General features: G+C 71.7%; 23 protein-coding genes. 9 read left to right on the plus strand and 14 right to left on the minus strand.

Annotated features, from left to right (window positions below):
* Positions 1–436: 436 nt before the first annotated feature.
* Positions 437–1,087 carry a DNA-3-methyladenine glycosylase gene (locus tag EST54_RS27420; protein WP_129250407.1) on the minus strand — a complete coding sequence of 217 codons (651 nt, stop codon included), beginning with the start codon at positions 1,085–1,087 and terminating at the stop codon, positions 437–439.
* Between the two features lie 170 nt (positions 1,088–1,257).
* Between EST54_RS27420 and EST54_RS27425 the strand changes: the two genes are divergently transcribed.
* The 3 genes from EST54_RS27425 (at position 1,258) to EST54_RS27435 (ending at position 3,540) form a co-directional block, all read left to right on the plus strand.
* Positions 1,258–2,040: a sporulation protein gene (locus EST54_RS27425; protein WP_093482503.1), complete on the plus strand. Its 783-nt coding sequence runs from the start codon at positions 1,258–1,260 to the stop codon at positions 2,038–2,040.
* A 42-nt stretch (positions 2,041–2,082) separates the two neighbouring features.
* Positions 2,083–2,622, plus strand: coding sequence for a YbhB/YbcL family Raf kinase inhibitor-like protein (locus EST54_RS27430; RefSeq protein ID WP_129250408.1), 540 nt, complete (start codon positions 2,083–2,085; stop codon positions 2,620–2,622).
* A 414-nt stretch (positions 2,623–3,036) separates the two neighbouring features.
* A complete protein-coding gene (locus tag EST54_RS27435; RefSeq protein ID WP_129250409.1) occupies positions 3,037–3,540 on the plus strand; it encodes an HNH endonuclease in 504 nt (167 codons plus the stop codon).
* Positions 3,541–3,588: 48 nt separating this feature from the next.
* Here EST54_RS27435 and EST54_RS27440 read toward each other — a convergent pair whose 3' ends face one another.
* The 4 genes from EST54_RS27440 to EST54_RS27455 form a co-directional block, all read right to left on the minus strand.
* Positions 3,589–4,356 (minus strand): sulfite exporter TauE/SafE family protein, encoded by a 768-nt coding sequence (locus EST54_RS27440; RefSeq protein ID WP_129250410.1) that lies wholly within the window; start codon positions 4,354–4,356, stop codon positions 3,589–3,591.
* 64 nt (positions 4,357–4,420) lie between these two features.
* A complete protein-coding gene (locus tag EST54_RS27445) occupies positions 4,421–5,359 on the minus strand; it encodes an SPFH domain-containing protein (protein WP_129250411.1) in 939 nt (312 codons plus the stop codon).
* Between the two features lie 101 nt (positions 5,360–5,460).
* Entirely contained in the window at positions 5,461–5,874 is a 414-nt protein-coding gene (locus tag EST54_RS27450) for an NfeD family protein (RefSeq protein WP_129250424.1), read from the minus strand.
* A 118-nt stretch (positions 5,875–5,992) separates the two neighbouring features.
* Positions 5,993–6,787: an ABC transporter ATP-binding protein gene (locus EST54_RS27455; protein WP_129250425.1), complete on the minus strand. Its 795-nt coding sequence runs from the start codon at positions 6,785–6,787 to the stop codon at positions 5,993–5,995.
* Positions 6,788–6,895: 108 nt separating this feature from the next.
* On the opposite strand from EST54_RS27455, the gene EST54_RS27460 reads away from it, so the two are divergent.
* A complete protein-coding gene (locus EST54_RS27460) occupies positions 6,896–7,702 on the plus strand; it encodes a hypothetical protein (RefSeq protein ID WP_129250412.1) in 807 nt (268 codons plus the stop codon).
* A 105-nt stretch (positions 7,703–7,807) separates the two neighbouring features.
* Here EST54_RS27460 and EST54_RS27465 read toward each other — a convergent pair whose 3' ends face one another.
* The 4 genes from EST54_RS27465 to EST54_RS27480 all read right to left on the minus strand — a co-directional run bounded on the left by EST54_RS27465 (position 7,808) and on the right by EST54_RS27480 (position 10,500).
* Entirely contained in the window at positions 7,808–8,047 is a 240-nt protein-coding gene (locus tag EST54_RS27465) for a chaplin (protein WP_129250413.1), read from the minus strand.
* 156 nt (positions 8,048–8,203) lie between these two features.
* A complete protein-coding gene (locus EST54_RS27470; protein ID WP_129250426.1) occupies positions 8,204–8,443 on the minus strand; it encodes a chaplin in 240 nt (79 codons plus the stop codon).
* A gap of 202 nt (positions 8,444–8,645) precedes the next feature.
* Positions 8,646–9,275, minus strand: coding sequence for a response regulator (locus EST54_RS27475; protein WP_129250427.1), 630 nt, complete (start codon positions 9,273–9,275; stop codon positions 8,646–8,648).
* Positions 9,276–9,354: 79 nt separating this feature from the next.
* Positions 9,355–10,500, minus strand: coding sequence for a GAF domain-containing sensor histidine kinase (locus tag EST54_RS27480; protein WP_129250414.1), 1,146 nt, complete (start codon positions 10,498–10,500; stop codon positions 9,355–9,357).
* Positions 10,501–10,684: 184 nt separating this feature from the next.
* Between EST54_RS27480 and EST54_RS27485 the strand changes: the two genes are divergently transcribed.
* The 3 genes from EST54_RS27485 to EST54_RS27495 all read left to right on the plus strand — a co-directional run bounded on the left by EST54_RS27485 (position 10,685) and on the right by EST54_RS27495 (position 14,012).
* On the plus strand, positions 10,685–11,551 hold the full coding sequence (locus EST54_RS27485) for an SDR family NAD(P)-dependent oxidoreductase (RefSeq protein WP_129250415.1): 867 nt from the start codon (positions 10,685–10,687) through the stop codon (positions 11,549–11,551).
* On the plus strand, positions 11,548–12,675 hold the full coding sequence (locus tag EST54_RS27490) for an S-adenosylmethionine:tRNA ribosyltransferase-isomerase (protein WP_129250416.1): 1,128 nt from the start codon (positions 11,548–11,550) through the stop codon (positions 12,673–12,675). Before EST54_RS27485 ends, EST54_RS27490 begins: the two co-directional genes overlap by 4 nt.
* Before the next feature lie 551 nt (positions 12,676–13,226).
* The gene (locus EST54_RS27495; RefSeq protein WP_129250417.1) at positions 13,227–14,012 is read left to right on the plus strand and encodes a transglycosylase SLT domain-containing protein; all 786 of its coding nucleotides are present in this window, start codon (positions 13,227–13,229) and stop codon (positions 14,010–14,012) included.
* 99 nt (positions 14,013–14,111) lie between these two features.
* Here the strand turns inward: EST54_RS27495 and EST54_RS27500 are convergent, their stop codons facing one another.
* On the minus strand, positions 14,112–16,676 hold the full coding sequence (locus EST54_RS27500) for an ABC transporter ATP-binding protein/permease (RefSeq protein WP_129250418.1): 2,565 nt from the start codon (positions 16,674–16,676) through the stop codon (positions 14,112–14,114).
* Between the two features lie 535 nt (positions 16,677–17,211).
* On the opposite strand from EST54_RS27500, the gene serB reads away from it, so the two are divergent.
* The gene (gene serB, locus EST54_RS27505) at positions 17,212–18,459 is read left to right on the plus strand and encodes a phosphoserine phosphatase SerB (RefSeq protein ID WP_129250419.1); all 1,248 of its coding nucleotides are present in this window, start codon (positions 17,212–17,214) and stop codon (positions 18,457–18,459) included.
* A 313-nt stretch (positions 18,460–18,772) separates the two neighbouring features.
* Here the strand turns inward: serB and EST54_RS27510 are convergent, their stop codons facing one another.
* The 4 genes from EST54_RS27510 to EST54_RS27520 all read right to left on the minus strand — a co-directional run bounded on the left by EST54_RS27510 (position 18,773) and on the right by EST54_RS27520 (position 21,410).
* Entirely contained in the window at positions 18,773–19,291 is a 519-nt protein-coding gene (locus EST54_RS27510; RefSeq protein ID WP_129250420.1) for a SixA phosphatase family protein, read from the minus strand.
* A gap of 86 nt (positions 19,292–19,377) precedes the next feature.
* The gene (locus EST54_RS27515) at positions 19,378–19,587 is read right to left on the minus strand and encodes a hypothetical protein (protein WP_129250421.1); all 210 of its coding nucleotides are present in this window, start codon (positions 19,585–19,587) and stop codon (positions 19,378–19,380) included.
* A 352-nt stretch (positions 19,588–19,939) separates the two neighbouring features.
* On the minus strand, positions 19,940–20,056 hold the full coding sequence (locus tag EST54_RS35970) for an SGM_5486 family transporter-associated protein (protein ID WP_275415958.1): 117 nt from the start codon (positions 20,054–20,056) through the stop codon (positions 19,940–19,942).
* 16 nt (positions 20,057–20,072) lie between these two features.
* The gene (locus EST54_RS27520; protein WP_129250422.1) at positions 20,073–21,410 is read right to left on the minus strand and encodes a CynX/NimT family MFS transporter; all 1,338 of its coding nucleotides are present in this window, start codon (positions 21,408–21,410) and stop codon (positions 20,073–20,075) included.
* A 142-nt stretch (positions 21,411–21,552) separates the two neighbouring features.
* Between EST54_RS27520 and EST54_RS27525 the strand changes: the two genes are divergently transcribed.
* A complete protein-coding gene (locus EST54_RS27525; RefSeq protein ID WP_129250423.1) occupies positions 21,553–22,233 on the plus strand; it encodes a FadR/GntR family transcriptional regulator in 681 nt (226 codons plus the stop codon).
* Positions 22,234–22,333: the final 100 nt, after the last annotated feature.

The following is a 22,333-nucleotide window of genomic DNA, read 5'->3' on the forward strand; positions in this document are numbered from 1 at the left end:
CACGCTGTTGAGTTCTCAAGGAACGGACGCTTCCTTTGTGCCTGTTTCACCAGGCTCTCCGGGCGCTTCCCTTCGGTCTTGCGTTTCCGACTCTATCAGATCCTTGCGGGCCCGATTTTCGCCGGTGCGTTTCCACCTTTCGGCTTCTTCGCGTTTCCGACTCTAGCAGATCCGGTTTCTTGTCGATTCCGGGTCCGATTTCATCGGAGGCCGCCGTGGAGCAGTTATTCACTGCTGCCGTTCGGCGTGGTTACTACTTTAACGGCTTTCCCTGGTGACTCATAATCGAGTCGGCGGGGTCTGAATTTCGGCAACGCGAAAGAAGACCCGTCAGGGAATCGTGCGGAGTAGTTGGTTGCGCCGCCTGTGGTCCGCGCACAAAAGCGCTGCCCGTCTTCAGCGGCTCGGGCTACGTTAGGGGGTTGGCGATACAGAGTCAAGTTGCGGTGGGCGTCCGGCGTCGGGGGACGTGGCGGCGGTAGGGGCTGACGGTGGGGTCGTCGGCGATCCAGTAGCGCCAGGGGTGGTCGGCTCCGTCTCTGCCGACGCCGGTGCGCGGGCCGTTGCGCACCAGTTCCGGGGCGGGCGGGCGGCCGCGCAGTACGGAGAGGGGGGCATTGCCGCCGGCGCACAGATCGGTGCCGTCGAGACTGCGGTCGATGTCCAGGGCGGTGGCCAGACGGGCGGGGCCCTTGGCGAGTTCCCTGGCGCTGCGCGCTTTGGGGCGGCGGACGGCGGCCAGCTCCGCGCCCGTGAGGATCTCGCCGGCGCGCAGCAGGACACCGCTCGCCTGGCCCTCGGGGCAGCAGACGGCGTTGAGGCTGAACCACATGCCGTAGATGAAGTAGACGTACGCATGGCCGGGCGGGCCGAACATCGTGGCGTTGCGCGCGGTGCGGCCGCGGTAGGCGTGGGAGCCGGGGTCGTTCTCGCCGTCGTAGGCCTCGACCTCGGTCAGCCGGAGTGCGATCGGGCCGTCGGGGGTCTGACGGAGGAGCGTGCGGCCCAGCAGATCGGGGGCCACCTCCACGACGGGGCGGGCGAAGAAGTCGCGGGTGAGCGGCGCTCGTTCCGGTACGTCGGTCATACGGACCGAGGGTAGTGGAGCCATTCGGGCAGGCGGCTGGCCATGGAGGCGCAGCTGTTGGGAAGGTGTGGGCCGTGGAACCGGGTCGCGTGGTTCCGCGTTCGTAGGAAGCGCGCCGGGAGCACGGCGCGCTACAGGAAACACAGGCGTTCCGCCTGGGGAGGACGAGCATGGGATTCAAGAAGCTGCTGGCGAGCCTGGGGGCCGGGGGCGCGTCGGTGGAGACGGTGCTCTTCGAGGAGAACGTGGTCCCGGGCGGGGTCGTGCAGGGCGAGGTGCGGATCCAGGGCGGGTCCGTGGCACAGCAGGTCGAGGGGCTGTCGGTCGGGCTGCAGGCGCGCGTCGAGGTCGAGAGCGGCGACGAGGAGTACAAGCGGAACATCGAGTTCACCAAGGTGCAGTTGGGCGGTGCGTTCGAGGTGCAGCCGGGCGCGGCGCACACCGTGCCGTTCGGGCTGGAGATTCCGTGGGAGACCCCGGTCACGACGTTCCTCGGGACGCATCTGCACGGGATGAACGTCGGGGTGACGACGGAGCTGGCGATCGCCCGTGCCGTGGACTCCAGTGATCTCGACCCGGTGAACGTGCACCCGCTGCCGGCGCAGCAGGCGATCCTGGACGCGTTCGGCCGGCTCGGGTTCCGCTTCAAGGCGGCGGATCTGGAGCAGGGGCACATCCGGGGGACCCGCCAGCGGCTGCCCTTCTACCAGGAGATCGAGTTCCATGCGCCGCAGCAGTACCGCGGGCTGAACCAGGTCGAGCTGTCGTTCGTGGCGGACGACCGGGAGATGGACGTCGTCCTGGAGATGGACAAGAAGCCGGGGCTGTTCACGGAGGGTTCGGACACCTACCGGTCGTTCACGGTGGGGCTGAACGACTTCGAGGGGACCGACTGGGCGGCATATCTCAACCAGTGGCTGGCGGAGGTCGGCGGTAAGCGGAACTGGCTCTAACCTGGCCGGACAGGTGTCAGCAAGCGATCAGGAGGTGTTGAGGTGTCCGAGCTGAAGCGGCGGCCGCTCCCGCACGATTTCCATCCGCCGGTGCCGTCGTTCACGGTGCGGAGCGAAGAGGTGGAGCCGGGCGGGACGCTGCGCGCGGAGCAGGTCTTCGCCGAGGGGAACCGCTCGCCGCAGCTGCGGTGGGAGGGTGCTCCCGCGGGGACGAAGAGCTACGCCGTCACCTGCTACGACCCGGACGCGCCGACGGGCAGTGGCTTTTGGCACTGGACGCTGTTCGACATCCCGGCGTCGGTGACGGAGCTGCCGGCCGGTGCCGGGTCCGGGGAGATGAAGGGGCTGCCCGAGGGCGCCGTTCATGTCCGTAACGACTACGGCACGCGGGACTTCGGGGGCGCGGCGCCGCCGCCCGGGGACGGTCCGCACCGTTATGTGTTCACGGTGTACGCCGTGGACCAGGCGAAGCTCGGTCCGGACGGGGATGCCTCGCCGGCCGTGGTGGGCTTCAACCTGCGGTTCCATGCGATTGGGCGGGCCCAGCTGATCGCGGAGTACGAGGTGCCCGCCGCGGGCTGAGCCCCGTAATTCCGTTGCGCCCCGGCGCTTCCCGCACGCACAGTGGTGTCCGTGCCGCCGCCCCTCACCGGGGTGTCGGACAGCCGGTACCGCAGTGGCGGGGGCGGCGGGGCGCTGGTGTGTCGTCCGCTTCCCCCATGCCGTAAGGGCATGGGAGGTGCCCCCAAGCCCGCGTTCGTGCCGGGTGTCCTCGCCGGCTGCCGTTCGCTCCGGGTCTCGATTGTTCACGGGGGTGGGACCCGGAGCGCACTCTTTCCGCGGTGTGCGGCGTTGCCGCGGCACCTCCTTTTCATCTTCCGATCCTCCTCCATTTCCCTTGTGGCATGCGGAAATTGCGTTGTTCGGGGAATACCTGCCGCTGCACAGTGGAGCAACTTCGCCACGGGGGCGGAGCGGGTCCGGGAGGTGGACGGGATGCGCGAGACGCTGGTGCTGAATGCGAGCTTCGAGCCGCTGTCGACGGTGACGCTGCGGCGTGCGGTGGTGCTGGTCATGCAGGACAAGGCCGTCGTCGAGCACGCGCACCCGGGGCTGCGCATCCGTGCCGCTTCGATGGATGTCCCGGTGCCGCAGGTGATCAGGCTCAGCAGATACGTACGGGTGCCGTTCCGAAGACGGGCGCCGTGGTCGCGGCGGGGTGTGCTGGTCCGTGACCAGCACCGCTGTGCGTACTGCGGGCGCCGGGCGACGACCGTGGACCACGTCGTGCCGCGGTCGCACGGCGGGGGCGACACCTGGCTGAATACCGTCGCCTCGTGTGCGGAGGACAATCACCGCAAGGCGGACCGTACGCCCGAGCAGGCGGGGATGCAGCTGCTGCGGCGGCCGTTCGAGCCGACGCCGGCGGACGCGCTGCTGTCGACGCTGGGGGTGTCGGTGCGGGACGGGCTGCCGGAGTGGCTGCCGGTGCCCGCGTAGCCCGCGGCCGGCCGGTCCGCCCCGTACCGAGCCATCGTCCAACTCGCCTTATTTCAGGAGGAGTTGGACGATGGCCAGCAGGCCGACGAGGACGATGACGGCGCGCAGGGCGGTGGGCGGCAGACGGCGGCCCACCGTGGCGCCGACCTGGCCGCCGAGGGTGGAACCGACCGCGATCAGGGCGACGGCGGTCCAGTCGAAGTGGGCGACGAAGAGGAAGAAGACCGCCGCGACGCCGTTGACGATCGCGGCGAGGACGTTCTTGAGGGCGTTGATGCGCTGCAGGTCCTCGCTGAGCAGCAGGCCCATCAGGGAGAGGTAGAGCACGCCCTGTGCGGCGCCGAAGTAGCCGCCGTAGGCGCTGGCGAGCAGCAGCCCCAGCAGCAGGGCCCAGCCGCCGTCGCGGTCGGCGGTGGTGCCGTTGCGCGCGCGGCGGGCACGGAGTGCGGCGGCGAGCTTGGGCTGGGCGATCACGAGGACCAGCGCGAGGCCGATCAGCGCGGGGACGATCGTGTCGAAGGCCTTCGAGGGCAGGGCGAGCAGCAGGATCGCGCCGCCCAGGCCGCCGGTCAGGGCGGTGAGGCCGAAGCGCAGCACGCGGCGGCGCTGGCCGACGAGTTCCCGGCGGTAGCCGAAGGCGCCGCTCAGCGAACCGGGCACCAGGCCGAGGGTGTTGGAGACATTGGCCGTGACCGGAGGCAGGCCGAAGGCGAGCAGCACCGGGAAGGTGATGAGGGTGCCCGATCCGACGATGGTGTTGATCGTGCCGGCGCCGAGCCCCGCGGCGAAGACGGCGACGGCTTCCCAGATGGTCACGCGGAGTCCCCCCGTTGCATGAGCGGTGTGGTGTCTGGCCGATCATGCACCAGGGGGCGCGGGGTCAGTCGATCGGGGGCGCCTCGCGCGGGGGCGAGCTGGGCTTGGGGATGGAGCCGCCGCCGGTCGGCGGGGTGAAGTTGCCGATGGCGCCGCCGAGGCCCTTGAGGGCGTCGCCGATCTCGCTCGGCACGATCCAGAGCTTGTTGGCATCGCCCTCGGCGATCTTCGGGAGCATCTGGAGGTACTGGTAGGAGAGCAGCTTCTGGTCCGGGTCCCCCGCGTGGATCGACTCGAAGACCACCCGGATCGCCTGGGCCTCGCCTTCGGCACGCAGGGCCGCGGCCTTGGCCTCACCCTCGGCGCGCAGGATCGAGGACTGCTTCTCACCTTCGGCGGTGAGGATCTGGGACTGCCGGACACCTTCGGCCTGGAGGATGGCGGCGCGCTTGTCGCGGTCGGCGCGCATCTGCTTCTCCATCGAGTCCTGGATGGAGGTCGGCGGCTCGATGGCCTTCAGCTCGACGCGGTTGACGCGGATGCCCCACTTGCCGGTGGCCTCGTCGAGGACGCCGCGCAGCGCCGCGTTGATCTCCTCACGGGAGGTCAGCGTCCGTTCCAGGTCCATACCGCCGATGATGTTCCGCAGGGTGGTGACGGTGAGCTGCTCGATCGCCTGGATGTAGCTGGCGACCTCGTACGTCGCGGCGCGGGCGTCGGTGACCTGGTAGTAGATCACCGTGTCGATGTTGACGACGAGGTTGTCCTGGGTGATCACCGGCTGCGGCGGGAACGGCACGACCTGCTCGCGGAGGTCGATGCGGTTGCGGATGGAGTCGATGAACGGGACGACGATGTTCAGGCCGGCGTTGAGCGTGCGGGTGTAGCGCCCGAAGCGTTCCACGATGGCGGCGCTGGCCTGTGGGATGACCTGGATCGTTTTGATGAGTGCGATGAACACGAGCACCACCAGGATGATCAGGACGATGATGATCGGTTCCACAGCGGCTCCCGTGCCCTTCGTTGCTGGTCCGTGCCGGTCGGCGACCGGCTTGCCGTTGATCAGTCTTTCAGAGACGTGGCTCGTCGCGCAGCGTGTTGGGGTCAGATGACGACGGCGGTGGCGCCTTCGATCTCGACGACGTCGACCTGCTGGCCGGGCTCGTAGACCTGGCCGGCGTCGAGAGCGCGGGCGGACCAGACCTCGCCGGCGAGCTTGATGCGGCCGCCGACGCCGCCGTCGACGCGCTCCAGGACCGTGGCGCTCTTGCCCTTGAGCGCGTCGATTCCGGACGCGAGTTGGGGGCTCTGGTTGCGATGGCGGTTCGCGAGGGGGCGGACGACGGCGATCAGCGCGACCGACACCGCCACGAACACCAGGACTTGCAGAACGGTGCCGCCACCGAGCCCCGCGGTGACGGCACCGGCGACGGCACCGACCGCGAACATCCCGAATTCGGGCATCGCGGTCACGACGAGAGGAATACCCAGTCCTACGGCGGCGATCAGCCACCACACCCATGGATCCACGGCTTCATGGTAGATCCGTACGGCTGCGCGGGACAGGGGACGATCGGTCAGCGACTGGGGCCACGCGCCGCGGTGGGGCACCGGACGACGTCGGGGGCGGGCGGGCTCAGGTCAGGGGCAGACCCTGCGCGGTCCAGCGGTCGTTGCCGTTGCGCTCGACGATCAGCGGGAGGCCGAAGCAGTGGGAGAGGTTGCTGGAGGTCAGTTCGAGCTCCAGGGGGCCGGCGGCCAGCACCTTGCCCTGACGGATCATCAGGACGTGGGTGAAGCCCGGGGCGATCTCCTCGACGTGGTGGGTGACCATGATCATCGAGGGGGCGTACGGGTCGCGGGCGAGGCGGCCCAGGCGGCGCACCAGGTCCTCGCGGCCGCCCAGGTCGAGGCCGGCGGCCGGCTCGTCCAGCAGCAGCAGCTCGGGGTCGGTCATCATCGCCCGGGCGATCAGGGTGCGCTTGCGCTCGCCCTCGGAGAGGGTGCCGAACTTCCGGTCGAGGTAGGCGGTCATGCCGAGACGGTCGAGGAAGGCGCGGGCGCGCTGCTCGTCGATCTCGTCGTAGTTCTCCTGCCAGTGCGCGGTCATGCCGTACGCGGCGGTGAGCACGGTCTGCAGGACGGTCTGGCTGCGCGGCAGCTTGTCGGCGAGCGCGATGCCGGCGACGCCGATGCGGGGGCGCAGATCGAAGACGTCGACCTTGCCGAGCTGCTCGCCGAGGATCGACGCGCTGCCGGTGCTCGGGAAGAGGTAGCTGGAGGCGAGATTCAGCAGGGTGGTCTTGCCGGCACCGTTGGGGCCGAGGATCACCCAGCGCTCCCCCTCCTTCACCGACCAGGAGACCTGGTCCACCAGAGCCCGTCCTTCGCGGACCACGGATACGTCCACCAGCTCCAGCACATCGCTCATGAGCGCGATCTCTCCCATTGCTTCTCGGTCGTCGTGTGCACCGGTAGGCGCAGCCCCCCTGCAAACCTACGCCACTCGTTGTCGGTGCTGTTCCCTAGGCTGGGGGGCATGCTCGATGAACCTCGTTCAGGACGGCTGGCGGCATGGGGAAATGCCCTTTTGGCCGGACTTGTCTCACCTGATGACGCCGCGGACCATATCGCGGACGACGATGTGGTGCACCGCGTGGAGGGCCTGCCCGGGGAGGAGCAGCCGGTCGGGCTGACCCTCGCGCTGGGGCGGCTGCGGGCGCTGGGGGCGGTCGGCCTGCGGGTGGCGCTGCCGGTGCCCGGCCATCCGCTGGGGCTGTGCGGGCCGCCGGAATTTAACGCACGGGCGCTGGAGGCCGAGGAAGCGGTGCTCGCCTCGGGTGCGGGGCTCGGACTGATCCCGGAGACGTACGAGGCCGGCCCGGAGGGCGGTGCCGGGCCCGATGTGCATGTGGAGGTGGTCTGGCGCTGCCTTCCGGTGCGCGAGGCGCCGCCGGCCGATGTGCCGTCGCTGGGTGAGGCGGAGCGGGAGCTGGCGGAGGCGCTGCGGGAGGCCACCGAACTGCTGTCGACGCTGGATGTGGCCGGGGCCGGTCCGGTGGCGCAGGCGGCGCTGGCGGCGTACCGGGCGCGGGCGGAGGCCGGCCGGCAGGTGCTGGCTCCCGGGTACCCGCCGCGTGCGGTGCGGGTGCTGGAGCTGGCGCAGCGCGTCGGTGCGCTGATCGACATCGCGCAGCAGGCCGGCGGGGAGCACGGTGGCGCGGTGAGCTCGTCGGAGATCGCGGCCCGCGCCGAGGCGCTGCGGCCGGTGGAGCGGACGGCCCGGCGGGCGCAGGTGGCGGCGTACAACTCCGCGGTGGAGGAGCGGGAGCGGCACCGGGGATGAACGAGACGGGCCCCGCCGGACCATTGTGTGGTCCGGCGGGGCCCTTGCCGACCGGGGCCGAACGCCTCTGGGCAGGCGAAGCCGTTCGGCCCGGGTCGGACAACCTCAGTTGTTGGCGGCGACGTTGCCGACGGCGGGGTTGAGCACACCGACGACATTGACCGTGTTGCCGGTGGCGTTCACCGGGACGTGCACGGGGACCTGGGCGAGGTTGCCCGAACCGATGCCGGGGGACTGCGTCGCCGCACCGGCGGCCTCGCTCGCGGCGAAGGCGGAACCGGCGGCCGCACCGAGGGCGAGTCCGGTGGTGGCGAGGACGAGGGCGGCCTTCTTGGCGGTGTTCATGGGGCGTGTTCCTCACGTGGTGGCACAGTGCCGGAATGACAGTGTCTGAGGGAGGGGACCGGCCGCGCGTCCATCGGCGGACGGGGCCGGTCCGGCGTGACCCGCGCGGACCATGGCGTCAGGCGGGTCAGGCGGATGCTGCGGGCAGGACTGCGCTCAGTGGTTGAGGCAGGGGTCGCCGAAGGTGGGGTTGAACGCACCGATGGCGGTGACGGTGAGACCGCAGGCGTTCACGGGAACGTGCACCGGAGCCTGGACGGAGTTGCCGGAGACGATGCCCGGGGAGCGCTCCGCACCGCCGGCGGCCTGCGACTGCGCCGAGGCGACACCGGCGCCCGCGAGGGCGAGACCGCTCGCCGCCATGGTGATGGCCGCTGCCCGCTTGATGTTCTTCACTTCTGTCTCCTCCTTGCCGTTGCCGTGGCCAGCCGCCACGACTGCACTGGACAACGGCCGGGCCCGGGAAGGGATGCGCCGAACGGGCTACCGCTACACGACAGTATGAATCTCGGATCTGAAGACGACATTCCGCTTGTCGTCGCTGTACGGGAGCACCGGGTACGGCGGTGCTCCCGTACGGAGTTCGGGCGTACGGAACTCAGGCGCCGATGCCGTGCCGTACGGCCCACAGGGCGGCCTGGGTGCGGTCGGCGAGGTCGAGCTTCATGAGGATGTTGGAGACATGGGTCTTGACGGTCTTTTCCGACAACACCAGGGCGCGGGCGATCTCCCGGTTGGAGCGTCCGTCGGCGATCAGGCCGAGCACCTCGCGTTCCCGGTCGGTCAGTGATGTCCCGCGTCCCTGGCCGCCGTTGCCCTCCTCCTGGGCGAGCAGCGCGCCGGCGACCTCGGGCTGCAGGAGGACATGGCCCGCGTGGACGGAGCGGATGGCGCCGGCCAGCGCGTCCGGGTCGATGTCCTTGTAGACGTAGCCGGCCGCGCCCGCGCGCAGCGCCGGGACGACGGTGCGCTGTTCGGTGAAGCTGGTCACCACCAGGACCCGGGCGGGGTTGGCCAGTTCGCGGAGTCTGCGGAGCGCCTCGATGCCGTCCATGCCGGGCATCTTGACGTCCATCAGGACGACGTCCGGCTGCAGTTCCTCGGCGGCGGCGATGCCCTCGGCCCCGTCGGAGGCCTCCCCCACGACCTCGATGTCGTCCTGGACCTCCAGGAACGTCCGCAGCCCGCGGCGCACAACCTGGTGATCGTCCACGAGCAGTACCCGGATCGCCGGGCCGGCGGGCCGTGCCCGGCCGCTCCCGCCGCGGCCATCCGGGGGGAGCGGGACCGCACCGTCCTTGTCCCTGTCAGCCACCGGGCACCTCCATCTCGACAGCGGTGCCCTTGCCGGGCTCCGACTCCACGGTGAGCTTGCCGCCGACGCCGCCGGCGCGGTCGTGCATCGAGACCAGGCCGAGGTGGCGGCCGGCCCGGCGGACGGTGGCCGGGTCGAAGCCGCGGCCGTCGTCGGCGACCCGCAGCAGCGCGCCCTGGCCGTTCCGGCCGAGGGCCACCTCGACGTGCTCGGCTCCGGAGTGCCGCAGGGCGTTGTGCAGCGCCTCCTGGGCGACGCGGAGCACGGCCTCCTCCTGGGCGGCGGGCAGCGCCCGGACGCCGTGGGCCGTGAAGGTCACGTGTGCGGAGTGGGCGCGGTCGAGTACCTGGACCTGGGAGCGCAGGGTGGCGACCAGACCGTCCTCGTCCAGGGCCGCGGGCCGCAGCTCGACGACGGCGGCCCGCAGTTCGTCGGCGGCCTCCGCGGCCAGCGCGGCGACCTGGTGCAGCTCGTCCTTGGCGCGGCCGGGGTCGCGGTCGACCAGGGCGGTGGCCGCCTGGGCGGTGAGGCGGAGCGAGAAGAGCTTCTGGGCGACCGCGTCGTGCAGCTCGTGGGCGAGCCGGGCGCGCTCCCCGGCGATGGTCAGCTCGCGGCTGCGCTCGTAGAGACGGGCGTTGGTCAGCGCGATGGCGGCGTGCTGGGCGAGTATGCCGAGCAGTCGCTCGTCGTCCTCGGTGAAGCCGCAGCGGCCGTCCTCCTTGGGGCAGCGCTTGTTGGCCAGGAAGAGGGCGCCGAGGATCTCGTCGCCGTCGGCGACCGGCAGGCCGAGGAAGTCGGACATATCCGGGTGGGCCGCCGGCCAGCCGCCGAAGCGGGGGTCCTCGCGGACGTCGGCGAGGCGCTCGGGGGTGGCGTTGTGCAGCATCGCGGCGAGGATGCCGTGCTGGCGGGGCAGCGGGCCGATGGCCTTCCACTGCTCGGCGCTCACGCCGTCCACCACGAACTGGGCGAAGCCGCCGTGATCGTCGGGCACCCCCAGGGCGGCGTACTCGGCGTCCAGCAGCTCGCGGGCCGAGGCCACGATCGTCTTGAGGACGTCGCGCACCTCCAGATGCCTGCTCATCGCCAGGATCGCGGTGCTCACCGCGGGGATCCCCGCGCCCGGTCCGTTGGTCATGGGATCACCGTACCGGCGGGGCGACCAGCCCGTATCGGTCCGTTGGCGGCCGCCGCCTACGCCCCCGGGCCTAGGGCGAATGCCCTGGCCACGGCCGGTCCGGCGGCCGACGTCCCGGGGGCGGTGGCGTTCCTACCGTGAGGGCGAGGGCCGGGTGCGGACCCGGCGGGAAGGGGACGTGATCATGCCGGTGGCGATCATCACGGGGGCATCGAAGGGGCTGGGCCGGGCGCTCGCCGGGGCGCTGGCCCGGCGCGGGTGGGATCTGGTGGTGGACGCCAGGTCGGCCGGGCCGCTGGAGGAGGCGGCGCGGGAGCTGCGCGGGGCGGGGCCGCGGGTGGTGGCGCTGCCCGGGGACGTGACGGACGGCGGGCACCGGGCGGCGCTGGTGGCCGCGGCCCGGCAGCTGGGCGGGCTCGATCTGCTGGTGAACAACGCCAGCGCACTGGGCGCCGAGCCGCTGGTGTCGCTGGCGGACCAGCCGCTGGAGGGGCTGCGGGCGGCGCTGGAGGTGAATGTGGTGGCACCACTGGGGCTCACCCAGGAGGCATTGTCGCTCTTGCGTACTTCCTCCTATCTATCCTCGTATGAAGAAGTCACCCCTTATATAGAGAAGGCTCCTTATAGGGGAGATATAGACACGAGTGCGGCATACGATCCGTACCCTTATTCCGAGAATTTCCAAAATAGCAACTTGTCCGATTCGCCCACTTATGTAGGGGTGAGTGGGGCGGTCCTCAACATCAGCTCGGACGCCGCCGTCGAGGCGTACGCGACCTGGGGCGGCTACGGAGCGGCGAAGGCGGCGCTGGACCAACAGTCGGCGGTGCTCGCGGTCGAGGAGCCGGGGCTGCGGGTGTGGTGGGTGGACCCGGGCGACATGCGGACCGACCTGTACGCGGCCGCCGTCCCGGACGACGACGATTCCGGGCGGCCGCTGCCGGAGACGGTGGTCCCGGCGCTGCTGTGGCTGCTGGACCACGCCGCCCGCAGCGGGCGGTACACGGCGGCCGCGGGGCGGGCCGTGCCCGCGGGGAGGAGCCCCCGGTGACCGCGGCGCTGCGGGTCCCGCAGGAGCTGTCGGCCGCCGTCCCGGCCGAGCAGCGGGGACCCGGCCTGGACCGGGACGCCGTACGGCTGCTGGTGAGCCGGGGGACGGCCGAGCCCGGCCACCACGACTTCGGCGCGCTGCCCGAGCTGCTGGCGGCGGGCGACGTACTGGTGGTGAACACCTCGCGGACGCTGCCGGCGGCGGTGGACGGCCGGGTCGGGGACGGCCGGGGGCGCGGCGAGCCGGTGGTGGTGCACTTCTCGACCCGCGCGGACCGGTGGCATCCGGCGGGCCGCGCGGTGGCCGGGTGCTGGGCGGTGGAGCTGCGCAGCCCGGACGGGCGGGGCAGCACCCGGCCACGGGCGGGCGGGCCGGCCGGCACGGTGGTGCGGCTGCCCGGCGGGGCGCGGCTCGTACTGGAGGCCCCGCTGGACCCCGGGAGCGCACGGCTGTGGTGGGCGCGGGTGACGCGCGGGGGCGTGTCGGAGCTGATGCGGTGCCACGGGCGGCCGATCCGCTACGGCTACACCCGGCGGGACCAGCCGCTGGCCGCGTACCAGACGGTGTTCGCGCTGGACGGGCCCGGCGGCAGCGCGGAGATGCCGAGCGCCGCCCGCCCCTTCACCGCAGAGCTGGTGGCGCGGCTGGTCAGCAAGGGGGTGCAGTTCGCGCCGGTCTCGCTGCACACGGGGGTCGCGTCGGCGGAGGCGTTCGAGCCCCCGTACCCGGAGCGGTTCGTGGTGCCGCCGGCCACCGCATGGCTGGTGAACGCCGTACGGGCGCGGCAGCAGGCCGCCGGGCGGCGCCGGTCGGCACGGGGCGGGGCGGGCGGCCGGATCGTGGCGGTGGGGACCACGGCCGTACGGGCCCTGGAGTCGGCGGCCGGCGCGGACGGGAAGGTGCGGGCCGCGGCCGGCTGGACGGACCTGGTGGTGACGCCGCAGCGCGGGGTCCGGGCGGTGGACGGCCTGCTCACCGGGCTGCACGAGCCCACCGCCTCGCATCTGCTGATGCTGGAGGCGGTGGCGGACGCGGAGGTGCTGCGGCGCGCCTATGCGGCGGCGGTGGAGCGGCGTTATCTGTGGCACGAATTCGGCGATCTGCACCTCGTGCTGCCGGACTGAGTGCCCGGGCGCGACGGAGGCGGCGGCTGGGGGCGCCCGAAGGGGCGCCGGGGCGAGCCGGTGAGCGGCCGGCGCAGCCCGTGATTCCGGCCCGGGTGAGCGGCCGGCGTACCCCGCCATTCCGGCCCGGGTGAGCGGCCGCGTGCCCCGTAATTCCAGCCCCGAGCCACCTCCACGGAATGCGAAGTGCCCGATTTGCACTGAACGCCCCTCAACCGGGCCAAGGTTGAGGATTTCCGTATACCGACTGTGCGTTTGCAATTACTTCTGGCGAGATAAACCCTTCCGCATTGTGACGCCGGACATAGGACGCAGGTCACTTACGAGCCGGGTTAGTGGACCCTGGAATACATCGTGAGCTGGGAAGCTCTTATCCGGGACGCAATAGCTTCGCCCTGGGTTCCACTAACTTCGATCGTATTTGGCACCTTTGCCGTGGGAATTTCCGGCCGCTAAGAATGACTCTCGTCGCTCGGCGCCGTGACCTGAACTCGGCGTTTGCCGCCGCTCACTGGCCCGTGCGATGTCCCCCATCGGAAGGTCGCCCTGCCATGCCCAAGCACGCCCATTCTGGTCTTTCCCGCCTGACGCGGACCCACAAGCTCTCGGTAGCCGGTGTGGCTGCCGCCGGTGCCGCCGCTCTGGCCCTCTCCGTCGTGCCGGGCAACGCCGCCGACCAGGGCAAGACCCAGGCCACCGCGGTCGAGAACGCGCAGCCGACCGCCTTCAGCGCCGTCAGCACCGCCGGCCGGACCCAGCAGACCACGATCGCCAAGCAGGCCGACAGCTCCGCTGCCAAGGGCAAGGCCGAGGCCGCCGCCAAGCAGGCCGCCGCCAAGAAGGCTGCCGCTGCGAAGGCCGCCAAGGCGAAGGCCGCCGCCGCTGCGAAGGCCAAGGCCGCGAAGGCGCGCGCCGAGAAGGCCGCCGCGAGCCGGTCCGCCGTGCGCACCGCGATCCCCGCCGCCGCCCCGAAGCCGGCAGCCAAGCCCGTCGTGAAGCGCGTCGTGAAGACGTACCCGGACAACCTGGACGGCTGGATCCGCGAGTCGCTGGACGTGATGGCCAAGAAGGGCATCCCCGGCTCGTACAACGGCATCTACCGCAACATCATCCGGGAGTCCTCCGGCAACCCGATGGCGATCAACCTCTGGGACATCAACGCCCAGAACGGCATCCCGTCCAAGGGTCTGCTCCAGGTCATCGACCCGACCTTCCGGTCGTACCACGTCAGCGGTACCTCCTGGAACATCTACGACCCGGTCGCCAACATCACCGCCGCCTGCAACTACGCGGCCGCCAAGTACGGCTCGATGGACAACGTCAACTCGGCCTACTGAGCCGCGTTCACCCGCTCCGCGCGCCGCGCACACACCGCCGAGGGGCGGCACCCGACATCGGGTGCCGCCCCTCGGGCGTGGCGGTGCGGTCCGTGGCGCTTACTTGCGCATGACCTCCGGCTCGTGACGGCGCAGCAGCCGCGCGACGACGAAGGCGAGCGCGACGCCCAGGGTGATCAGGATGATCATGTCCATCACATAGACACCGGTCTGGTGCTTCCACAGCGGGTCCGGGTTGCCCGGCTCCCACGGCAGCAGGGTGTTCATGTCGGCGGTCGCGCCCATCGCGGCGACGGCCCAGCGCGACGGCATCAGCCAGGCGAACTGGGCGACGCCCACGGTGTCGAAGAGCTGGAAGAGCACGCCGGTGAAGACGACCTGCACGATGGCGAACATGACCAGCAGCGGCATGGTCTTCTCGGCCGTCTTGACCAGCGCGGAGATGATCAGGCCGAACATCATCGAGGTGAAGCCGAGCGCGATGATCGCCAGCGCCATCTCGATCGCCGGGGCGTCCGCCACCACCAGGCCCTCGGCGGGCATGTTGCGGGTGGAGAAGCCTATCGCCGCGATGATCACGCCCTGGAAGGCCGTGACCACGCCGAGCACGATCACCTTGGACATCAGATACGCCGACCGCGACAGGCCGGTGGCCCGTTCGCGCTCGTAGATGACCCGCTCCTTGATCAGCTCACGGACCGAGTTGGCGGCGCCCGAGAAGCACATGCCGACCGCGAGGATCAGCATGATCGTGCTCGCGTCCCGGTTGGTGCGGTGCTTTTCCAGCGGGCCGTATCCGAGGCCGAAGTCGCTGGGGATCAGCATCGAGACCACACCGAGCACCGCGGGCAGGATCAGCATCAGTCCCAGGAAGCCGCGGTCGGAGGCGAGCACCGAGACATAGCGGCGCATCAGCGTCCACAACTGCGAGCCCCAGCTCTGGGACTTCTGTATCCGGGCCGGCGGCGCCTGGACGTTGACCGACTGCGGGGCGACGGCGTCGATGTCCGCCGCGTACAGCTGGAAGTGCGGGGAGCCGCGCCAGCGCCCCATCCAGTCGTAGTCGCGGTAGTTCTCGAACGCGGAGAAGACGTCCGCCCAGGTGTCGTACTGGAAGAAGTTGAGCGCTTCCTCGGGCGGGCCGAAGTAGGCCACGCCGCCGCCCGGGGCCATCACCAGCAGCTTGTCGCACAGCGCGAGTTCGGCCACCGAGTGCGTGACGACCAGGACCGTACGGCCGTCGTCGGCCAGGCCGCGCAGCAGCTGCATGACATCGCGGTCCATGCCCGGGTCGAGACCCGAGGTCGGCTCGTCCAGGAAGATCAGTGACGGCTTGGTCAGCAGCTCCAGGGCGACCGACACGCGCTTGCGCTGGCCGCCGGAGAGCGAGGTGACCTTCTTGTCCTTGTGGACGTCGAGCTTGAGCTCGTGCAGCACCTCGTCGATCCGGGCCTCGCGCTCGGCCTCCGCGGTGTCGCCGGGGAAGCGGAGCTTGGCCGCGTACTTGAGCGCCTTCTGGACCGTCAGCTCCTTGTGCAGGATGTCGTCCTGCGGGACCAGACCGATGCGCTGGCGCAGTTCGGCGAACTGCTTGTAGAGGTTCCGGTTGTCGTAGAGGACATCGCCCTGGTTGGCGGGGCGGTAGCCGGTCAGCGCCTTGAGCAGCGTCGACTTGCCGGAGCCGGAGGGGCCGATGACCGCGATCAGCGACTTCTCCGGGACGCCGAAGGAGACGTCCTTGAGGATCTGCTTGCCGCCGTCGACGGTGACCGTGAGGTGGCGGGCCGAGAAGGAGACCTCGCCGGTGTCGACGAACTCTTCCAGGCGGTCGCCGACCAGCCGGAAGGTGGAGTGGCCGACGCCGATGATGTCGTTCTGGCCGATGACCTTCGTGCCGGACTTGGTGACCGGCTGGCCGTTGACATAGGTGCCGTTGTGGCTGCCCAGGTCGCGGATCTCGAAGCGGCCGTCGGGGGTGGCGCGGAACTCGGCGTGGTGGCGGGAGACCTGGAGGTCGGAGACGACCAGCTCGTTCTCCAGCGCACGGCCGATGCGCATCACCCGGCCGGTGTCGAGGCGGTGGAACGTGGTCGGGCTGCGGTCGCCCGCGGCCGGGGCGCCGCCCGCCTGCTGCGCGGGGCGCTCCTGCGGCCGGCCGGCCTGCTGCGGGGGCACGGCCTGGGCCTGCTGCGGCTGCTGGGCCTGCTGCGGCGGGACGTACGGCGGCCGGCCGCCCTGCGGCGGTGCCTGCCAGCCCTGCTGCGCGGGCGGCTGCTGCTGGGCGGGCGGCGCCTGCCAGCCCTGCGCAGCCGGCTGCTGCACGGCCCCCGCCGGCTGTGCGCCGAAGGCGTCGGCGGCCGCCGGGGCGGACAGCGAGACCCGGGGGCCGTCGGTGGCGTTGCCCAGATGCACGGTCGAGCCGGGGCCGATCTCCATCTGGTGGATCCGCCGGCCCTGGATGTAGGTGCCGTTGGTGCTGCCCTGGTCTTCGATGATCCAGCTGCGGCCGGCCCATCGGACGGTGGCGTGCCGCCAGGAGACCCTGGCGTCGTCCAGCACCATGTCGCCCTGCGGATCACGCCCCACGTTGTAGGACCGGGACGGATCGAGCGTCCAGGTCCTTCCGTTCAATTCGAGTACGAGTTCAGGCACTCCACGCCCCATTACATAGTCCCCCGAGTGACGCCCTGTATGGGAAGTCCAGGGATGGCGAACATCGTAGGAACTATTTCAGGCTCGGAGCGCCTACCGGAAACCGGGACGCGACTGGGCTGCACGGGCCTCGCCGGGGCACCCGCCAAAGGCTCCCGGAGCGCGGGAAGCACCCATGAAAGCGCAGAGATCACTACATTCCGGATGTTCCGGATGGAGCGGGGCCATTCGGGCGCAGTCCGTCCCCGCCGGGGATACCGTGCGGGTCCGCCGCGCAGGCCGCATGATGGAGGAGACGGACACCTTCCGGCCAGGCGATCCGTCGTGGCCGCGTGCCAGTGGTGCGTCGAACGCGTCGGCCCGGCACGGACGTTGGGCTGCCGGCGCGGGCCTCCGTCCGGCGGGCCGGACACGACTCCATAACGATCAACGGGCCACCCGGAGCCGGGGGCGACGGGGCGCGGGTGCGGCCGGCCCGGGGCCGCGCCGGTCCGAACCCCGGACGCGCGTACGGATGTGGCCGTCCGGCGGTTACCGTAAGGGCACCATGAGCGCATCGCAGATCCCGCCTGCCACCGCCGTACCGGGCGATGACGTACCGACCCTGCTCGTAAAGATCTTCGGGAAGGACCGGCCCGGCATCACCGCAGGTCTCTTCGAGACCCTCGCCGCCTACTCCGTCGATGTCGTGGACATCGAACAGGTCGTGACCCGGGGCCGCATCACGCTGTGCGCGCTGGTCACCGCCCCCTCCCCCGGCCAGGGCTCCACCGGCTCCGCCGAGGGGGACCTGCGGGCCACCGTGCACAACTGGGCCGAGTCGATGAACCTCCAGGCGGAGATCATCTCCGGCCGGGGCGACAACCGCCCGCGCGGCACCGGACGTTCGCACGTCACCGTGCTGGGGCATCCGCTCACCGCGGAGACGACCGCCGCGATCGCCGCCGCCATAACGGCCACCGGCGGCAACATCGACCGCATCTTCCGGCTGGCCAAGTATCCGGTGACCGCCGTCGAGTTCGCGGTCTCCGGTGCGGAGACCGCATCCCTGCGCAGCGTGCTGGCCCCCGAGGCCGCGCAGCTCGGGGTGGATGTCGCGGTGGTCGCGGCCGGGCTGCAGCGCCGGGCCCAGCGGCTGGTCGTCATGGATGTCGACTCGACGCTGATCCAGGACGAGGTCATCGAGCTGTTCGCGGCGCACGCCGGCTGTGAGGCCGAGGTCGCCGAGGTCACCGCCGCCGCGATGCGCGGTGAGCTGGACTTCGAGCAGTCCCTGCACGCCCGGGTCGAGCTGCTCGGCGGGCTCGACGCGTCGGTGGTCGAGGCGGTGCGCAAGGAGGTGCGGCTCACCCCCGGGGCCCGCACCCTGGTCCGGACCCTCAAGCGGCTGGGCTACCAAGTCGGCGTCGTCTCGGGCGGTTTCACGCAGGTCACCGATGCGCTCCAGGAGGAGCTGGGGCTGGACTTCGCCTCCGCCAACACCCTGGAGATCGTCGACGGCAAGCTCACCGGCCGGGTCACCGGCGACATCGTGGACCGGGCCGGCAAGGCCCGGCTGCTGCGCAGCTTCGCCCAGCAGGCCGGGGTGCCGCTGGCGCAGACCGTGGCGATCGGTGACGGCGCCAACGACCTCGACATGCTCAACACCGCCGGGCTCGGCGTCGCCTTCAACGCCAAGCCGGTGGTGCGGGAGGCGGCGCACACCGCCGTGAACGTGCCGTTCCTGGACACCGTGCTGTATCTGCTGGGCATCACCCGCGAAGAGGTCGAGGCCGCGGAGACGCACGTCGGCTGAGCGGGGCCGGCGGGGCGGGCCAGTCCGTATGAGCGGGTCGGGCCCGGGCCGTACGAGCGGGCGGGCGGGTCCGTGGCGTACGCCGGCCCGGCCGCCGCGTGGCTGCCCGGACCAGCGGTGCGGCTGTCCGGACCCGCGGTACGGCCGTCCCGATCACCGGTACGGGAGCCGCCCGGGCACGGAAAGGGTCCCGGCGGACGCACCTCGCCCGCCGGGGAGCGGTCCCGCGCACCCGAAGGCCCCGGCAGACAGCTGCTGCCGGGGCCTCGTCGCGTCCGCCCGTCCCGCGCGCACGACGCAGGGGGCGCCGGGATCAGTCGTGCGGCGTCCAGTACGCGACCAGCCGGCCGACGCCGTGCTCCACCGACTTCCAGGAGCCGTTGAAGCTGAGTACGGCCAGCGAGGCGGTGGGGAATCCGCTGCGGTTCATCCGCGGCAGCAGATCGCCCTCGGCCTCGCCGGAGAGCGCGTCGGCAAGAGCGTGCACACCGGGGTTGTGTCCGACCAGCAGCAGGTCGGACACGTCGTCGGACGTCTCGTTGAGCAGCGCGATGAGCTCCCCCAGGGAGGCTTCGTAGATCCGCTCCTCATAGACGGTCTTGGGCCGCTGCGGAAGCTCGTGGACGGCGAGCTTCCATGTCTCACGGGTGCGCGTGGACGTCGAGCACAGGGTCAGATCGGGGGTGATCCCGGCTCCGGCCAGCCAGCGGCCGGCGACCGGGGCATCCTTGCGGCCGCGCTCGGCGAGCGGACGTTCATGGTCGCTGGACTCCGACCATTCGGCCTTGGCGTGTCGGAAGAGGACAATCCGGCGTGGTGTATCGGCGCTCATGCGTCCCAGCTTCGCACGAAAGGCGGCGCGGGGCGCGGGGTGTTGAACTGCTGATTCCGCCTCTTGGGGCGGTCCGCGGACGGTCATCAGGCACCACTGCGGACAATCCTGGCCAAGATCTCCAGCAGCGGACCCAGGCTCTGCGGGACACCGGTGGCGCTCGCCCGGGAGGAACCGGCGACGAGCGCCAGCAGGGCCACGAAGGAGATCACCGGGAGGGCCACCGCCCACCACGGCAGCCGCGCCCGCCGACGCGGGGCCCTGGCGGCGGGTGACCGGCGGAACACGGCGGGCATGCGGATCGCCTCCGTGGCGGCGCGAAGGGCGGCGGCGCGGCCGCGGACCGCGGTGCGCCCACCGCGGGGTGCGGTGTCCTTCGACGCTACGGATCCGCCCCCGCCGTTCCCACCCGGGAAACCACCCACTCGTCCCTGATCCCGACCCCCTAGGGGACGGTGGGGACGGCCGTCGCCTGCGGGCCGGGCTAGGGGGTGTCTCTCCGATCTCCGTGGATCAGCCTGCGTCGTCTGGTGCCGTGCATCGCAAGGCGGAGCGTCTCCCGCGGACTGGGTGTCCGTGGGTGATGCGACAACGCCGCGAGGCGCGGTACCAGACGACGCAGGCCCACGGAGATCGGAGAGACGCCCCCTAGGGCGCGGCGATACTCGCGATGATCGCGACGAGAACGGTCACGCCGAGCATGGCGCCCAGGACGAGGAGCAGCTTCTTGTGGCTGTCCTGCGGATTCGGTTCGAGCACTGGCATGGGCCCAGTGTCGCACTCAGGCCTCGTCCTCGATCCGGCGGTCCCGGCCGGCCAGCACCCCCAGCGCGATCTGCGGCACCATCAGCCCCGCCATCAGGGCGATCGGCAGGCCCCAGCCACCGCTGTGCTGGTAGAGCGTGCCGACCAGCAGCGGCCCCGGCATGGCGAGCAGATAGCCCACGCACTGCACGAAGGCCGACAGCTTGGCGACCCCGGCGGAGCTGGTCGCGCGCATCGCGATCATCGTCAGGGCCAGCGTGAAGGTGCAGTTGGAGACGCCCATCAGCAGCGCCCAGGCCCAGGCGCCGGCGGCCGGGGCCAGCCACAGCCCGGCCTGGCCGGCCAGCCCGCACAGCCCCAGCAGCACCACGAGCGGACCCTGATGCCGCATCCGGGCCGCCAGCCGCGGCACCACGAAGGAGAGCGGGACACCCACCGCCATGGTGACCGCGAGCAGTACCCCCGCGGTGCCCGCCGGGACACCGGCGTCCCGGAAGATCTGCGGCATCCAGCCCATCGTGATGTACGCGGCGGTGGACTGGAGGCCGAAGAAGAGGGCCAGCCACCATGCGGTCGGCGAGGAGGTGATCCGTAGGGGGGCGTCCTCGGGGCGTGCCGCGGCGCCCGCGGACGGTGCGGCGGCGGCCGTGCGCTGCCGTGCCACCACGAGCCAGGGCAGCACGGCGGCGGCGGCGAGCACCGCCCACACCGCCAGTCCGCCCCGCCAACTGCCGCCCAGCGCACCGGCGATGGGCACGGCGAGCGCCGCGGCGAGCGAGGTGCCCAGGGCCAGCGCCATGGTGTAGAGCCCGGTCATCGGGCCGACCCGGTCGGGGAACCAGGCCTTGATCACGACCGGGATCAGCACATTGCAGACCGCGATACCGGCCAGGGCGATCGTGGTGGCGGCGACGAAGCCGCCGGTGCCGCCGGCGAACGGGCGCGCCGCGACGCCCAGAGTGATCGCGGCCAGCCCGGCGCAGACGATCGCGCCGGGCCCCCAGCGCCTGGCCAGCCGGGGCGCGGCAAGACCGAAGGCGGCGAAGCACAGGGCCGGTACGGAGGTCAGCAGCCCGGCGACGGTGCCGCTCATGCCGAGGCCGTCGCGGACCTCCTCCAGGAGCGCACCGAGGCTGGTGATGGGCGGGCGGAGGCTGAGCGCGGCGAGGACGAGTCCGGCCATGACGATCCGCGGCAGCCAGCGGCCGGCCGGCCCGCCGCCCGCCGTCGGACGCCGGGAGGCGCCTCCCGCAGGGCCGGACTGCGGGAGTCCGGTGTCGTCGGTCGGTCCGGTGGGCGGTGCCGTGGCGCGCTCCTCGGCGGCGCCGAGTATCGCGGTGTCGTCGTCTCTCATGGGTCAAGCATAGAATCATGGGATGAATCCTTGTCCAGCGGATATCGGTAGCCTCTGCTGGGCCGGGCGGCCGCCGGGGCCCGCCGGGTCCACCGCGCCGCACGCTGTCGTCCGTCGTCCCCTGCCATTCCGGAGCGCAGCCATGCCCCTGTCCTCTCCCCACCGGTCCGCGCTGGCCGACCAGGTGATCGCGCAGCTCCGCGCCCAGATCACCTCCGGCGAGTGGCCGGTGGGATCCCGCATCCCGACCGAGCCGGAGCTGGTCGAGCAGCTCGGGGTGGCCCGGAACACCGTCCGGGAAGCCGTCCGGGCGCTCGCCCACAACGGTCTGCTGGACATCCGGCAGGGCTCGGGCACGTACGTGGTGGCGACCAGTGAACTGGCCGGGGTGATGCACCGGCGGTTCGCCGCGGCCGAGCCCCGCCACGTCGCCGAGCTGCGCAGCGCCCTGGAGGCGTCGGCCGCCCGGCTCGCCGCCCGCCGCCGCACCGAAGCGGACCTGCGGCAGATCGACGGGCTGCTGGAGCGCCGCGAGGCGGCCTGGGAGTCGGGGGCGACCGAGGCCTTCGTGGAGGCGGACGCGACCTTGCACCTGGCGATCGTGGCGGCCTCGCACAACGAGGTGCTGGCCGAGATCTACGCCGACCTCGGAGGCGTCCTGCGCGAATTCCTGCGGGCCGACGTCGGCGAGGAGCTGCGGCCCGAGGCGCACATGGACCACTCCCGCCTGGTGGAAGCGATCCGCGCGGGCGACGGCGACCGGGCCGCCACCGAGGCGAGCGTGCACCCCTTCGGCTGTCGGCTGACCGTCCCGGGGCCCTGAGGTGCGGCTGCCAGCTGGCCGTTCGGGGGCCCTGAGGGTGGTCGAACGGTTCCCGTAGGGGATGCCGGCGCCCCCTGCGGGGCCACAACGGGGCGGGCGG

The sequence above is a fragment of the Streptomyces sioyaensis genome (assembly GCF_004122735.1).
Lineage (GTDB): Bacteria > Actinomycetota > Actinomycetes > Streptomycetales > Streptomycetaceae > Streptomyces > Streptomyces sioyaensis.

Bases quoted from the DNA above. Each gene is read 5' to 3' on its own strand.
- EST54_RS27420 (WP_129250407.1), bottom strand. From the start codon at position 1,087: ATGACCGACGTACCGGAACGAGCGCCGCTCACCCGCGACTTCTTCGCC.
- EST54_RS27425 (WP_093482503.1), top strand. From the start codon at position 1,258: ATGGGATTCAAGAAGCTGCTGGCGAGCCTGGGGGCCGGGGGCGCGTCG.
- EST54_RS27435 (WP_129250409.1), top strand. From the start codon at position 3,037: ATGCGCGAGACGCTGGTGCTGAATGCGAGCTTCGAGCCGCTGTCGACG.
- EST54_RS27455 (WP_129250425.1), bottom strand. From the start codon at position 6,787: ATGAGCGATGTGCTGGAGCTGGTGGACGTATCCGTGGTCCGCGAAGGA.
- EST54_RS27460 (WP_129250412.1), top strand. From the start codon at position 6,896: ATGCTCGATGAACCTCGTTCAGGACGGCTGGCGGCATGGGGAAATGCC.
- EST54_RS27465 (WP_129250413.1), bottom strand. From the start codon at position 8,047: ATGAACACCGCCAAGAAGGCCGCCCTCGTCCTCGCCACCACCGGACTC.
- EST54_RS27480 (WP_129250414.1), bottom strand. From the start codon at position 10,500: ATGACCAACGGACCGGGCGCGGGGATCCCCGCGGTGAGCACCGCGATC.
- EST54_RS27485 (WP_129250415.1), top strand. From the start codon at position 10,685: ATGCCGGTGGCGATCATCACGGGGGCATCGAAGGGGCTGGGCCGGGCG.
- EST54_RS27495 (WP_129250417.1), top strand. From the start codon at position 13,227: ATGCCCAAGCACGCCCATTCTGGTCTTTCCCGCCTGACGCGGACCCAC.
- EST54_RS27500 (WP_129250418.1), bottom strand. From the start codon at position 16,676: ATGGGGCGTGGAGTGCCTGAACTCGTACTCGAATTGAACGGAAGGACC.
- serB (WP_129250419.1), top strand. From the start codon at position 17,212: ATGAGCGCATCGCAGATCCCGCCTGCCACCGCCGTACCGGGCGATGAC.
- EST54_RS27510 (WP_129250420.1), bottom strand. From the start codon at position 19,291: ATGAGCGCCGATACACCACGCCGGATTGTCCTCTTCCGACACGCCAAG.
- EST54_RS27515 (WP_129250421.1), bottom strand. From the start codon at position 19,587: ATGCCCGCCGTGTTCCGCCGGTCACCCGCCGCCAGGGCCCCGCGTCGG.
- EST54_RS35970 (WP_275415958.1), bottom strand. From the start codon at position 20,056: ATGCCAGTGCTCGAACCGAATCCGCAGGACAGCCACAAGAAGCTGCTC.
- EST54_RS27520 (WP_129250422.1), bottom strand. From the start codon at position 21,410: ATGAGAGACGACGACACCGCGATACTCGGCGCCGCCGAGGAGCGCGCC.
- EST54_RS27525 (WP_129250423.1), top strand. From the start codon at position 21,553: ATGCCCCTGTCCTCTCCCCACCGGTCCGCGCTGGCCGACCAGGTGATC.